Here is a 13,708-nt window from a genome sequence, read left to right on the forward strand (position 1 = left end):
GAATGAGCAAGATCCGGGTTCGGTTTGGTGTACGCGTCCAGCCGCCCATTGTGATCGGGCTCTGACCTTGTAGGTTGTACGCGTTGAGGAGGCCCGTTCGCCGCGAAGGGAGAGGTGGACGTGACCGAGTGGGAACCGGCTACGGACGCCGAAGTCGCCATGCGCAATGCTCTGCGCGCGGACGATCAGGAGTCCTATTTCCGCATTCTCGCCGGCGTCGACCTGCTGTTACCCGTTACCGCGGATGCCCTGGCCGGCCTTGAGCCGCTGGGCTGGGGAACGTGGAGCACCGGCGGGCGAACGCACGTGCTTGCCTTTACCTCACCTGCCGCGCTGCAGGGTTGCCTGGCCGACTACACCGGCTCGGCCCGCCGCGTCGCATACCAGGAACTCGCCGAAACCTGGCCCAACCTCGAGTGGTGGCTAGCCGTCAACCCCGGCCTGCCCATCGAGGGCTACCTGCCGGCCTGGTTCGTCGCCCAGCTCAGCCGAGGTGACCTGCGCCTGCCAACCCGAGGCCCAGGCCGCGACGCCACCGACAGCCGCATCCCGGACCTGCAGGCCGCAGCCATGGCGGCCAGCGCGGCGGCGGCTCAGGATTATGCGAACCCGGGCTCCGGGGGACCGGTCCAGGTGGCGGCGCCTGCGGTAGCAGCGCCTTCCGCCGCCGGATTCGCGGCGAACGGACCTTCCCCAGCGGAGTCCTCAGCGGCCGGTATCGCCGCAGCGGGAACTCCAGCGGGTGGGCCTCCGGGAGCTGGGCACCCAGAGACGAGGCCTTCGGGGGCTGGGCTTTCGGCGGCCGAAACGGCGCCGCGGTTGGAAGCCGTAGGGGCGCAGGCTGGCAGCGGTGCCGGCGCACCTGGGCAGACCAGTGGTGGCGCTGACGCACACGGGCAGGCCGGCGGGATTGCGGATCGTGGGTTCGGCGCCGGTGGGGCCGAGGATCGTGGGTTCGGCGCCGGTGGGGCGCGGGGCTACCGGCAGGACAACTACGCGCAAGGCCAAGGCGGTGAGACGCAAGCTCCGGTGGGACCTGGCGGCCTTCCCTTGCGTACGCCCGGAGCGGTCCTGCCCAGCGGGCTTCCCTCGCGCGTGCCCTCCACTCCGCCGGGGATGGGCGGCAGCGGACCGACCACCTCCTTCAGCGGGTTCACGCCGACCGGTTCGCGGCCCAGCGACGGCGGGCCGAGCGCGGAGCCGGGCCGAGGCACCGACCGGCAGGATGAGACGCGGCGCCCGGACGAGCGTGACGACAGTGGCAGCGATGATCTCGGCCAGCCGGCCTGGGACAGCCGCCAGACGCAGAACCGGCAGCAAACCCAGAACTGGGAGCAGGGCCAAGGCGACCAGCAACCCCAGACCGGACAGCGGGCTCAGCGAGAGCAGCAGCCGGCCGCAGCCCCGCAGAACAGCCAGGACGATCAGCCGCGGGTAACGCCACTAGCAGCCCAAGCTCCAGCCACCCGCGCCGGAGCAGGCAGCTTCAGCAGCTCGATCGCCAGCGGCAGCGCGCTCGATGCCCTCGCCAGCCGCTCCGGCACCACCGCACCCGCGTCCGGCCCGAGCGCTCTCGATGCTCTCGGCAGCCGTAGCGCGCCCCGCCCCGCCGAACCGCTGCCGCCGTTGCAGCCGTTGGACGGGCCGCTGCCTACGCGTACCCCGATGGCTCAGACTCCTCCGGTACCGAGCCACATCCCGACGCCCGACCCAGCCAGCGACACCGGCCCGACCAGCTCCGAGACCAGCAGCGGCCTGCCCCGGCGCCAGGTCACCCCGCCGTCCGAGCGGCCCTCTTCGATGGCCGCTGCGGCTCAGGCTCTTGCGGCTAAGGGGGAGGCTGGGGCCTCGCCGGAGGTGCCGCCGACCGCTGCTGATCCGGCCGTCACCTCTCGGCTGACGTTGCCGGGGCCGGCGACCGTGCAAACGCCGGCGCCTCGGCCTGCTCAGCCGGCACCCGGTCCGGCCGTCGTACCGCCAGTCATTCCGGGCACGGCCGGCGCGAATCCGGCGGCGCAGACGGGCCCGAATCCGGCGCCGCAGGCGGCCGAGTTCTTGCCGGCTAACGACGTTGAGCGGGATCTGTACCACGCCTCGCTGGAGCACAGCACCGACACCTACCTGTCCACGTTGCTGTTGGCCAACGTTCTCGTGCCGGTGGCTGACCAGTCGCGGCCGGGCAGCTCGCCCGGCGAACCCGGTTTTGCTTTCCGCACCGAGGAGATCGGCGGGGAGCGGTTCCTGGTGGTGTTCACCAGCCGGGAGCGGTTGGGGGATCACTTTGATGAGCCGGTACGCACAGTCAGCGCGCGGTTCGTTGAGCTGATCCGGAACTGGCCCGACCCGGCTTGGGCGTTCGCCGTGAACCCCGGGTCTGTGGTGGGGGCCAAGTATCCCGGGCAGCAGGTTGTGGCGCTGGCCAGCTGGGCGGTTGAGGCCGGGCTGGGCGGCGACGGCGATGAGCTGCCCCTCGACGACGTGGCGCCGGAGATCGACGGCGAGCTTGACGCGTTGCCGACGATGATGCAGAAGACCGTGCCGCCGCATCAGGTCGACTTCTATCTTGACCGGGGGTACGACCGGGTGGCCGGGTTCGTGCACCGGTGCGCCGAGGTTGAGCATCTGCGTACACCGGGTGAGCTTTTTGCCGCGTTGGGGCTGGTCCACGACGGGTCTCCGTACCAGGAGGACGCCAAGGAAGCCTTCCTGCTGCGGTGGTCGGCCTTCCGCCCCAGCCTGTACCGCATCCCGTACGGCGGGCAGAGCGAGCAGGCGTTGCGAGCCATGGACGGCTGGGTCATCGAGCGGCCGCCGTTCCGGGGCAACGGGTTCGCGCCGGGTGAAGGGCGTGACGTGATCGCCGAGTTCAAGGTGGACAGCGTGCGGCTGCCAAGCGGGGCTCAGTTGTGGCGCATCGACGCCGACGGGGACGAGCGAATCGTGGCTTTGTTCGACAGCGATGCCCCGGCGTGGCGGAGGGTGGGTGAGCAGAATGCGTGACGGGTACGTCGTTACCTGGCGCGGGCGTGAATACGACGCCTCGCCCGACGGGGAGAACGTGCGCATCTACGCGCCGGAGGCCGGGGACGGCTTCGAGCAGGTGCGACCCGGCCGCTACGTCAAAGTGCTGGGCCCCGACGAATTCAGCGACCTGACGTACGTGCGCACCACCTGCACCTGGCGTGGTCAGCCGTTCGTCGTGCTGGCCGAGGCCGACGCCTGGCTGCGGGTCGAGTACACCGGCGGCCGCGCTCCCGTTGCCGAAGCGCTCGGGCTCGAAGAGTTCGACTTCGGGGTGTACCAGGGCTGGGCGCCCGCGAACGAGGTCACCGAGCTCTACGAACACCGGGTTTAGGGCCGCCGCAGCCCGGCCATCCCCTGCGGAACAGACCCTGGCTAGCTCTTCAGCCAGCGCAGGATCTCCCCGGTCACCACGTCGGTGGCCTCCTGGTGCAGGAAATGGCCCGCGTTGTCGATCAGCCGCCACTCGTAGGGGGCGATGACGTAGCGGCCCGACCCCTGCGCCGTGCGCGGCAGCGTTGCGGTGTCCAGAGCGCCGTGCATCTGCAGCGTCGGGGTGATCAACGGCTTCTGCATCAGCTTCACAAAGCGATAACCCTGCAGGCGAAGGGCCGAGCGGAAGACCCAGCGGTACGCCTCCAGCGCGCAAAACGCCGCCTGGGGAATCTGCATCGCCTCTCGGCACCGGGCCACATAGTCGGCGTGCTCGGCGGTCTGGGCCCACTCGGGGCTGCTCCACCGGGTTATGAGCTCGCCGATCATCGCGGCGTCGTCCTTGGTGAGCACGTGTTCGTACCGGGGGACCTGGAATTTGAGGATTGAGGCGCTGGCCGAGAGTTGGCCGCGGGGGTCGGCGAACAACGCCGTGCGCAGCCGCAACGGGTGGGCGGCGCCGAGCACGACCAGGCGGCTGACCATCTTGGGGTGGAATGCCGCGGCGGCCCAGCCGATCATGCCGCCCGCGCCGGCGCCCACGATCATGGCCGAGCGTTCGCCCAGCGCCCGGATCAGGCCGGTGACGTCGGCGGCCATGGTGTAACCGTCGTAGCCGCGCGGTGGCTTGTCGCTCGCGCCGTAGCCGCGCAGGTCCATCGCCACCGCTCGGAAGCCTGCGTCGGCCAGCCGGGGCAGCATGTCGTGCCAGGCCCACCAGAACTCGGGGAAGCCGTGCAGCAGGAGCACCAGTGGACCGGTGCCGGCTTCGACGACGTGGAACCGGCTGCCGTTGGCGCCGACGAAACGGTGGGTCCAGGGGCCCTCCGTCAGCACGGCTGACTCGTCCACCTGCGAACTCATGCGAAACAGCGTACGGGCACCGCGCTGCTGACCGACATTACGGTTACGAGACGTGTTCGACGGCTTGCATCTCCACCTGGGTGCCCTCGCCGCAGTCGATGCGCAGCTTGCTCGGGGTGACCCGGACGCGGACGTGGTCGCCCTTGGCCAGCGTGGTGCCGGTGGTGGAGTACATGGCGTACGGGAAGCCATCCATGTCGAGCAGCCCGTAGCAGGGCCCGCTGCCGCCGCGCACGATGTAGCCCTCGGTCCAGCCCGGGCTGTGGATGATGTCCGTCGGCGTCTTCGGCGGCCGGCTCGGCACCTGCGGATCCACCGGCCGGGATGAGGCCGCGAGCGGAGGTGCAGCCGGGGAAGCAGGCGCTGACGAGGGCGGCGAGGTGGGCAGTGCGGAGGGCAAGGACGAGGCCTGTGCGGGGGACGAGGAGGCAGGCGCTGCGGACGGCTGCGACGCGCAGCCAGAGACAGCCGCCGTGAGCAGGACGACTGCTGTGAACGTACCGGTAAATCTCATGCTGGTTCAGACTCCCGGCTGGCGCCGATGGTTCCGTGGGAAAGGGCAACGCCCGGAGGCTGAGCGGCCTCCGGGCGTTGCTGGGGTGCGTGGTTCAGGAAATCTTGATCTTCATCGAGGTGCCGTCCTGGTCGGCAACCTTGATCTTGACGCCGACGGCCGGGAGCTTGACGCCCGCCCACGGAACCTCTTCGTAGAAGTACTTGTCGGTGTCGTCGAACGTCTTGTTGCCGGCCTGGCCGCGGATGTAGCTGGCCTTGCCGTTGATGTGCAGCGTGAACGAGTCAGCCTTCTCGCGGCTGAACGGCGCGTCGTACATCTGGATGCGGTTGCGCCACGGCAGGCCCTCGAGGTTGTACATCGGCTCGGGGTGCGAGTCGATGATCAGGTTGAGGCCCTGACCCGGGTGCTGGTTGATGTTGTTGTTGGCCTGGGAGGTGTCCCAGTAGGAGATCAACAGACCCTGCTGGTACGAGAAGTGCTCGGCCCAGTCCGGCTTGGCCGGGAAACCGAAGTTGTACGGGCCGGTCTTCAGGTACTTGTCATACGACACGTAGCTGCGGTTGCCGGCGATGTAGAAGTTGTCGTAGTCCTGCGTGACCGAGGAGCCCACGATGCTGAAGCCCTTGGCGGTCCACGTCGGGGTGCCCTCGGCGCCATCCACCGGACCGGCAACGCCGTTCGTGGTGATGGTGAGGTTGTCGCCGAAGAAGCCACCCGCGGACAGGCCACCGTCGGTCAGGTAGTGCAGGCGGACCTGCACGTTCTTGCCGGCGTACTGGTCCAGCGGGATGTGGATGTCCTGCCAGGCACCGTTGCTCGAACCGCCGAGCGCCGGGCGTCCCGGGTTGCCACCGTCGGTGCCGAGCGGCGCGCCGTTGACCGTGCCGTTGAGCGGGGTCCACGTGGTGCCGTTGTCAGCCGAGCCCTCGAAGTAGAGGTAGTCGTAACCCTCTTCGATGTTGTAGCGGCCCTTGAGGTCGAGCGCCGCCGAGGTCTTACCGGTCAGGTCGACCGACTTGGTCAGCGTGGTGTTCAGGTTGTCGTCGTTGCCGGAGAACCACTGCTTCGTACCGGCGAACGGCGCCCCGAGGTCACTGGTGACCTCCTTGTCGGGCAGCACGACAACCGCACCCTGCGCCTTGGCGGTGTTGTACTCCTGCGGGCCAAGCTCAAGGGTCTTCTTCTGACCCGCGACCACGGTCTCGTAGTCGAGCCAGCCGAGCTGCAGCTTCTGCCACGCACCGAGGTCGCCTGGGCGCGTGCCGAGGGCCTCACCGGCACCCGAGAGGCGGCTCTGCGCCATCAGGGTCCAGTACTCGGGGTTGGCGTTGGTGCCGCCGCTGGTGTCGTAGTCATCCGGCAGGCCGAGGTCGTGGCCGTACTCGTGAGCGAAGACGCTCAGGCCACCGTTCTCGGGCTGGATGGTGTAGTCGGAGATCCAGACGCCGGTGTTGCCGATCTGCTGGCCGCCGTACTGGTTGTAGGCCGGGCCGGTGACGCCGACGTCGGTCAGGTACGCGTTCCAGCGGTGCGCCCAGATGGCGTCCTCACCCTGCTGCGGGTCACCGTCGGACTGGTCGCCGCCGGCGTGGACGATCTGGAAGTGGTCGATGTAGCCGTCCGGCTCGTTGAAGTTGCCGTCGCCGTCGTAGTCGTTGCGGTCCCACTGGTCGTACTGCTTGACCTCTTCGGCGATCTGCGCGTCGGTGCGGCCGGCCGCCTTGCGCTCGGCCACCCACTTGTTCACCGCGTCGGTGATCAGCGCCCAGGTGTTCTGGTCGGTGCAGACGCCGTGGATGTCGCAGTCCCGGCCGTAACGAGCCTCGTTGTACGGCACCTTGACCCAGTCCGAGACCTCACCCTCGACGCTGTAGCGCCCGGACGACTGGGTCTCGTAGTAGGTCTTGAGCGACTCGGCACCGTCGCCCTTGCCGAAGTACAGCTGCTCGAAGTGTGCCTTGTTGTAGTCCGCCTGCCAGACCGTGGTGTTGTCCTTGCTGCGGTCAGGCTGGGGGATGTTGTTGTGCAGCGGACCCTCGAACGTGGTCGGACCGGGCGTGGCCGGGTCGCTGTCGACGTCCGGGTAGTCCGGGTGCCGCTCGTTGCCGAACTCCGCCAGGATCACGAAGATCTTGTCGGTGCGCTCGTTGTCGAGCTCGACGTACTGGTCCTGCCCGGCCGCCTTCACCGTGCGGGCCGCGAAGCCGCCGCCCTTGGTGTTGCCGACCTTCGCAACGGTGCTGCCGTTCCGCTGCTGCGTCTTGAACTTGCCCTTCAGGACACCCTGAACGGCTTCCTGGCGCAGCTCGCGGCGCTTGTCTTCAAGGGGGTTGGGTAGGTCGTCCTTCTTCGGCGCCTTGCTGGCGACCGGAGCCGGCTCCACCGGAGGCGCCGCCTGGGCCACGGTCGGGAGCGAGATCCCGACTGCGCTGACCATGGCGGCGCTGAGTAGTCCCACGACTACTTTGCGCACTACGTACCTCCGTCGACGTGCCCGAAGCGCTGGGGTACAGCGGTTCGGCATGCAGAGTCCCGTGTTCGGAACCTAGGTGAACGTATGTAAAAGAAACGATGCTTGGGAAGTAGTGCAGGCAAATTAACCAAGATCTTTACCCTTGTGAAAAGGGCGGCACCGAGATAAACCCGGCACCGCCCCTTGCTGGGGGTACGTCAGTTGAGCGCGATCTTGGCAGAAGTCCCGGTCTGCTCCAGCACCTTGATCTTGACGCCGACGGCCGGCAGCTTCACGCCGGCACTGGGCAGCTCGTCATAGAAGTACTTCTGGGTGTCGTCGAACAGCGGCTGCGCGGCCTGGCCCCGGACGTAGCTGGCCTTGCCGTTGATGTGCAGGGTGAACGAGTCGGCCTTCTTCAGCCCGAACGGTGCGTCGTAGATCTGCACCCGGGGACGCCACGGCAGACCCTCCACGTTGTAGAACGGCTCGGGGTGCGCGTCGATGTAGAGGTTGCGGCCCGTGCCGGGGTGCGTGCTGACGTTGTTGTCCGGCACCGAGGTGTCCCAGTACGAGATCAGCACGCCGGTCTGGTACGGGAAGTGATCCACAAAGTCCGGCTTGGCCGGGTAGCCGAAGAAGTACGGGCCGGTCTTGAGGTACTGGTCGTACCAGGTGTAGTTGCGGGCGCCGACGATGTAGAAGTTGTCATACGCCGCGGTCACCGACGAGCCCACGATCGAGAAGCCGTCGAGCGTCCACGTGCTGGCCGCCTCGGCGCCGTCGGTCGACAGAGCCGCGCCGTCAGCGGTGATGGTGATGTCGTCGCCGAAGAAGCCGCCCTCGGAGACGCCGCCGTCGGTGCGGTAGTGCAGGCGGAAGGAGATCTTCTTACCGGCGTACGCGTTCAGCGGCACGGCGATGTCCGTCCAGGCACCGTTGCTGCTGCCGGTCAGGGCCGGGGTGCCGCTGCCGTCGGTCGGGAAGGGGGCACCGTTCACCGTGCCGTTGAGCCGGGTCCAGGTCGTGCCACCGTCCTGCGACGCCTCGAAGTAGAGGTAGTCGTAGTCCTGCTCGATCGCGTAGCGGCCCTTGAGGGTGACTGCGGCGCTGGTCTTGCCGGTGAGGTCGATCGTCTTGGTCATCGACGTGTCGAGGTCATCGGCGTTGCCCGAGAAGAACTGCTTCGAGCCGGCGAACGGCGCTCCGAGCTGCGTGGTCACCTGCTTGTCGGGCAGCACGACAACCGCGGCCTGCGCCTTCGCCGAGTTGTACTCCTCCGGGCCCAGATCGAGCGTCTTCTTCTGCCTCGCGACCAGGGTCTCGTAGTCCAGCCAGCCGAGCTGCAGCTTGTTCCAGGCGCCCATGTCGCCCGGGTGGGTGCCGATGCCCTGGTCACCGGCCGCGCTGAGCCGGTTCTGGGCCATCAGCGTCCAGTACTCGTTCGGGTTGTCGCCGCGCCCGGTGGTGTCGTAGTCGTCGGGCAGCGTCAGGTCGTGGGTGTACTCGTGCGCGAAGACGCTGAGGCCACCGTTCTCCGGCTGCATCGTGTAGTCACCGATCCACAGGCCGGTGTCGCCGATCTGGGTGCCGCCGTACTGGTTGTAGGCCGGGCCGGTGTGGCCGATGTCGCCCTGGCTCACGTACGAGCGGTGGCTCCAGATCGCGTCCTCGCCCTGCTGCGGATCGCCGTCGGCCTGGTCGCCGCCGGCGTGCACGATCTGGAAGTGGTCGAGGTAGCCGTCGGGCTCGTTGAAGTCGCCGTCGTGGTCGTAGTCGTACCGGTCGTGCTGGTCGAACGACTTGAGGTCGGCGACGATCTCGGCCTCGGTGCGCCCGGCCGCGCGCTGGTCGGCGACCCACTTGTTGGCGGCGTCGCGCACGAGCTGCTGCACGTTGCTGCAGACGTTGCTGCCGCACAGGTCACGGCCGTAGCGGGCCTCGTTGTACTGGACCTTGACCCAGTCGGTGACCTCGCCGTCGACGCTGTAACGCCCGGAGGACTGCGCCTGCATGTACGTCTTGAGCGACTCGACGCCCGGAGCCTCACCGAAGTACAGGTTCCGGTAGTAGTCGGAGCTGTAGTCCGAGCGCCAGATGGTGGAGTTGTCCACCGCCCGGTTCGGCTCGGGGATCGAGTTGTGCAGCGGGCCCTCGAACGTGGTCGGGCCCGGGGTCGCCGGGTTGCTGTCCACGTCGGGGTAGCTGGGGTGCCGCTCGTTGCCGAACTCGGCGAGGATGACGAAGATCCGGTCGGTCTGCTCGCGGCTCAGTTCGACGTACTGGTCGACGCCGTCGCTAGCGGCCGCGCTCTTCGCGCCCTTCGCGGCGAATCCCTGGGTCTCGCCGACCTTGACCACCGTGCTGCCGTTGCGCTCGAAGGGCTTCGCCCGGCCCTTGATGACATCGGCAACGGCCTGCGCGCGCAGTACGCGGGCCTTCTCGTTGAGCGGGTTGGGAAGATCGTCCACCGGAGCCGGGTTCGCGGCCGGCGTTGGTTCGACAGGCGGTGCGGCGCTGGCCCCGGCCGGAATCATGATTCCGACGCTGGTCACCACCGCTGCGCCGAGCAGTCCCACGACCACCTTGCGCACTGCATACCTCCGTTGCTCACAGTCCCCGAGTCGGAACTCAGAGGCAACGTATGCAGATATACCGATGGTGTGGCAGTGCGGTGACCGATCGTTCGCGGAACGTTATCCAGTATGGAACCGCCATAACATTGACGGCGGTGGAATTGTCTCCACCGCCGTCGCCGTTTTGCCGTGGTTCTAGTCCTCGGACTTGGTCGACTGCATCCCGTTGGAGATCAGGTCCATGACCGTGGAGTCCTGCAGCGTCGTGACGTCTCCCAGCGAGCGCCGCTCGGCCACGTCACGCAACAGCCGCCGCATGATCTTGCCGGACCGGGTCTTCGGCAGTTCCGGTACGAGCATGATCTGCCGGGGCTTGGCGATCGGGCCCAGCTTCTTGGCCACGTGGTTGCGCAGGTCCTGGATCAGTTTCTCGCCGGCCTCGCCCTCGGTGTCGACGTTGCCGCGCGGGATCGTGAACGCCACGATCGCCTGCCCGGTCGTCGGGTCGGTCGCGCCGACCACCGCGGCCTCGGCCACCGACGGGTGCGACACCAGCGCCGACTCCACCTCGGTGGTCGAGATGTTGTGCCCGGAGATGAGCATGACATCGTCGACCCGGCCGAGCAGCCAGATCGCGCCGTCCTCGTCCTTCTTCGCGCCATCGCCGGCGAAGTAGATCCACTCGTCGCCGGTGCCGGCACCCTTGCCGAAGCGCGACCAGTAGGTGTCGATGAAGCGCTGGTCGTCACCCCAGATCGTGCGCAGCATCGAGGGCCACGGCTCGCGCAACACCAGGAAGCCGCCGCCACCGTTGGGCACCGAAGTGGCTGTGTCGTCCACGACGTCCGCCGAGATGCCTGGCAGCGGGGTCATCGCCGAACCGGGCTTGGTGCTGGTCACGCCGGGCAGGGGGGAAATCATGATGGAACCGGTCTCGGTCTGCCACCAAGTGTCGACCACCGGGGCGTTCTCGTGGCCCACGTTGGCGCGGTACCACATCCAGGCCTCGGGGTTGATCGGCTCGCCGACGCTGCCCAGGATGCGTAGCGACGACAGGTCGTATTTGGCCGGGATGTCGTCGCCCCACTTCATCATCGTGCGGATGAGCGTGGGAGCGGTGTAAAGGATCGTGACCTTGTACTTGTCGACGACCTCCCAGAAGCGGCCGCGGTGCGGGGTGTCCGGGGTGCCCTCGTACATGACCTGGGTGGCGCCGTTGGAGAGCGGGCCGTAGACGATGTACGAGTGCCCGGTGACCCAGCCGATGTCGGCGGTGCACCAGTAGACGTCGGTCTCCGGCTTGTGATCGAACACCGCGTCGTACGTGTAGGAGGTCTGGGTCAGGTAGCCGCCGGTGGTGTGCAGGATGCCCTTGGGTTTACCGGTCGTCCCCGAGGTGTACAGGATGAACAGCGGGTGCTCGGCGTCGAAGGACTGCGGCTGGTGCTGGTCGCTGGCCTGTTCGACGGTCTCGTGCCACCACAGGTCCTTCTCACCCCAGGTGACATCTTCCCCGGTACGGCGCACAACCAGCACATGCTCGATGCTCGGGCACTGGGCTACGGCGTCGTCCACGGTCGGCTTGAGCGCGGACGGCTTGCCGCGGCGGTAGCCACCGTCGGCGGTGATCACCAGCTTCGCGTCGGCGTCCTGGATGCGCGTGCTCAGCGCGTCGACCGAGAACCCGCCGAAGACAACGCTGTGCGTGGCCCCGATCCGCGCGCAAGCCAGCATCGCGACGGCAGCCTCGGGGATCATCGGCAGGTAGATCGCGACCCGGTCACCGGCGCCCACGCCGAGCTCGGTCAGCGTGTTGGCCGCCTGGCTGACCAGCTTGAGCAGGTCGGCGTACGTGATCGTGCGGGTGTCGCCGGGCTCGCCCTCCCAGTGGATGGCGACCTTGTCACCGAGCCCGGCCTCGACGTGGCGGTCGACGCAGTTGTAGGCGACGTTGAGCTCGCCACCGACGAACCACTTGGCGAACGGCGGGTTGGACCAGTCGAGCACGGTGTCCCACGGCTTGGTCCAGCTGAGCCGCTTGGCCTGGTGCTCCCAGTACGCCGGGCGGTCCTGCGAGGCCACGTCATAGGCCTCGGCCTTGACGTTGGCGTTCGCGGCGAGATCGGCAGGCGGCGGGAACTGCCGCGTCTCTGAATACAGGTTCTCCAGCGTCTCACTCATGAGGGCGGCTCCTCTGCTCTGTTGTGTGCACACTAGTTGTGCCCCGGCCACCCGTGCTCGTCCCGCGCGCTGAGTGGCGGACAGTGCGCGCCGACCGGGCAGATCCTGATCGGTACTGCGCGAATCTTGCCACTTCCGAGCCACTTCGCGCATCACGTGTTACGGGCTTTTTTCACCGCTACCGTAGTCCGGTGACTCTGGATCCCCTGGCGCCCCTGCTGGCCCTGACCGGTGTGCAAGCCGCGTTCACCGAGGCCCGGGAGCATGTTGACGACGCTTTGCGGCACCGGGCGCTGCGGCGCAAGGGTGGCGAGGTGGCCGCAGAGGTCGGTCTGCGGGCCGCCGTGGCCAGCGCCGCGCTGGAGGAGCACCGCTACGACGTCGCCGAGGTCAGGGCAGGCACGATCACCGATCCGGTCGTCCAGGGTGCCCTGCGGGTCTCCGAAGCGCTTGGTGGGCTGGTCGACCTGTGGCCCCGCGCGCCCCGGCAAGTGCTGGCCCGCCTGCACATGCTGGCCGCCCGCGGCTCGGTGGCGCCCGAGGACCTGGGCCGGCTGACCACCGGCGCCGACCGCATCGACGCCCTCGCCACCCTGGTGGCCGGCAACGAGACGACACCGCCGTTGGTGCTGGCCGCCATCGTGCACGCCGAGCTGCTCACGCTGCGCCCGTTCGCCGGCCCGGCCGGTGTCGTCGCGCGCGCCGCAGCCCGGCTGACGCTGGTGTCGCGGGGTTTCGACGCCCGCGGGCTGGTCGCTGTCGAGGAAGGACACCTCGCGCGCGAGCCGGAATATGTGGGTTCTGCCGGCGCCTATGCCACGGGCACCCCGGACGGCATGCGGTCCTGGCTCCGCCACTATGCCGCCGCCATCACTGTGGGCGCAGAGGAAATCCGCCGGATCGGCGATGAGGTGCTCGCCCCTTCGGCCAGCTGACGCGTCGATGCGGCAATTGTCCGTCTTGCTGGGCCTTGTCGTTGTCATACTCTGCTCATGGACGATGATTGGGTACGCCCCTACTCGCCCGGAACGGGCAGGTGGCTGGTCATCGGGTGGGAGGCCGTCGCGTTCGGCTTGCTCGGCTGGGCCAGCATCGGGCTGTTCGACCTGACCGGCATCGGCGTGCACATCCTGGCCATGGTCATCGCCGCGGTCTGGGTGGTGGCGGGCTGGCGCATCCTCGAGATGGGTGTCTACGTGCACCCGGCCGGGCTGCGGGTGCGAGGGCTGCTGCGCTCACGCACGCTGCGCTGGGAAGAGATCGCCCACGTCCGCCTGCACCGGCACGCCAACAAGATCGGCCGCTGGGAGATCGAGGGCGGCATGACGGTGCTGATCGAGCGCCCCGACGGCTCGACGGTGAACACCGAGTTGTGGGCCCAGGGGATCGACTTCCACCGCCGCCCGCACCTGTTCCGCGAGGTCTACCACGACCTGCGCGACCGCCATCTGGCGTTTGTAAGGACGGCGCCTCAGTCGTGAGGCGCCGTCGCTTTGCGCGTCCGACCGGGCTATCAAGCGTGCACCTTGGGTCTGTTGTCGGCAGTCCCGCCGGAAGTCCGGTGGGTCCCGCCGCAACGCGCCTGCCGTGGCTGATCGCGCGTGGGTTCCCGGTGGCCGTGCACGGTTTCCGAGCTAACGGTTCCGCCACTTCTTTCTACGCCCC

General features: G+C 68.3%; 9 protein-coding genes. 4 read left to right on the forward strand and 5 right to left on the reverse strand.

Annotated features, from left to right (window positions below):
- Positions 1-120 precede the first annotated feature (120 nt).
- Together TFC3_RS40300 and TFC3_RS01650 are read left to right on the forward strand one after the other, a co-directional pair.
- Complete coding sequence (locus TFC3_RS40300; RefSeq protein ID WP_153040060.1) at positions 121-3,000, forward strand: SseB family protein; 2,880 nt, start codon at positions 121-123, stop codon at positions 2,998-3,000.
- Complete coding sequence (locus tag TFC3_RS01650; RefSeq protein ID WP_067494614.1) at positions 2,993-3,355, forward strand: hypothetical protein; 363 nt, start codon at positions 2,993-2,995, stop codon at positions 3,353-3,355. The genes TFC3_RS40300 and TFC3_RS01650 overlap by 8 nt, the downstream gene beginning before the upstream one ends.
- A gap of 41 nt (positions 3,356-3,396) precedes the next feature.
- Here TFC3_RS01650 and TFC3_RS01655 read toward each other — a convergent pair whose 3' ends face one another.
- The 5 genes from TFC3_RS01655 to acs all read right to left on the reverse strand — a co-directional run bounded on the left by TFC3_RS01655 (position 3,397) and on the right by acs (position 12,043).
- The gene (locus TFC3_RS01655) at positions 3,397-4,317 is read right to left on the reverse strand and encodes an alpha/beta fold hydrolase (RefSeq protein WP_067494617.1); all 921 of its coding nucleotides are present in this window, start codon (positions 4,315-4,317) and stop codon (positions 3,397-3,399) included.
- A gap of 43 nt (positions 4,318-4,360) precedes the next feature.
- Positions 4,361-4,633 carry a hypothetical protein gene (locus TFC3_RS01660; protein ID WP_082771807.1) on the reverse strand — a complete coding sequence of 91 codons (273 nt, stop codon included), beginning with the start codon at positions 4,631-4,633 and terminating at the stop codon, positions 4,361-4,363.
- Between the two features lie 292 nt (positions 4,634-4,925).
- Positions 4,926-7,292 carry an immune inhibitor A domain-containing protein gene (locus TFC3_RS01665; protein WP_369819661.1) on the reverse strand — a complete coding sequence of 789 codons (2,367 nt, stop codon included), beginning with the start codon at positions 7,290-7,292 and terminating at the stop codon, positions 4,926-4,928.
- A gap of 212 nt (positions 7,293-7,504) precedes the next feature.
- A complete protein-coding gene (locus TFC3_RS01670) occupies positions 7,505-9,865 on the reverse strand; it encodes an immune inhibitor A domain-containing protein (RefSeq protein WP_173745356.1) in 2,361 nt (786 codons plus the stop codon).
- A gap of 192 nt (positions 9,866-10,057) precedes the next feature.
- Positions 10,058-12,043 carry an acetate--CoA ligase gene (acs, locus tag TFC3_RS01675; RefSeq protein ID WP_067494626.1) on the reverse strand — a complete coding sequence of 662 codons (1,986 nt, stop codon included), beginning with the start codon at positions 12,041-12,043 and terminating at the stop codon, positions 10,058-10,060.
- A gap of 191 nt (positions 12,044-12,234) precedes the next feature.
- Between acs and TFC3_RS01680 the strand changes: the two genes are divergently transcribed.
- The gene (locus tag TFC3_RS01680) at positions 12,235-12,978 is read left to right on the forward strand and encodes an oxidoreductase (protein ID WP_067494629.1); all 744 of its coding nucleotides are present in this window, start codon (positions 12,235-12,237) and stop codon (positions 12,976-12,978) included.
- Between the two features lie 57 nt (positions 12,979-13,035).
- Positions 13,036-13,524: a PH domain-containing protein gene (locus TFC3_RS01685; protein WP_067494632.1), complete on the forward strand. Its 489-nt coding sequence runs from the start codon at positions 13,036-13,038 to the stop codon at positions 13,522-13,524.
- The last annotated feature ends 184 nt before the right edge of the window (positions 13,525-13,708 follow it).

The sequence above is a fragment of the Actinoplanes sp. TFC3 genome (assembly GCF_001553785.1).
Classification (GTDB): domain Bacteria; phylum Actinomycetota; class Actinomycetes; order Mycobacteriales; family Micromonosporaceae; genus Actinoplanes.

Bases quoted from the DNA above. Each gene is read 5' to 3' on its own strand.
- acs (WP_067494626.1), bottom strand. From the start codon at position 12,043: ATGAGTGAGACGCTGGAGAACCTGTATTCAGAGACGCGGCAGTTCCCG.
- TFC3_RS01650 (WP_067494614.1), top strand. From the start codon at position 2,993: ATGCGTGACGGGTACGTCGTTACCTGGCGCGGGCGTGAATACGACGCC.
- TFC3_RS01685 (WP_067494632.1), top strand. From the start codon at position 13,036: ATGGACGATGATTGGGTACGCCCCTACTCGCCCGGAACGGGCAGGTGG.
- TFC3_RS01655 (WP_067494617.1), bottom strand. From the start codon at position 4,317: ATGAGTTCGCAGGTGGACGAGTCAGCCGTGCTGACGGAGGGCCCCTGG.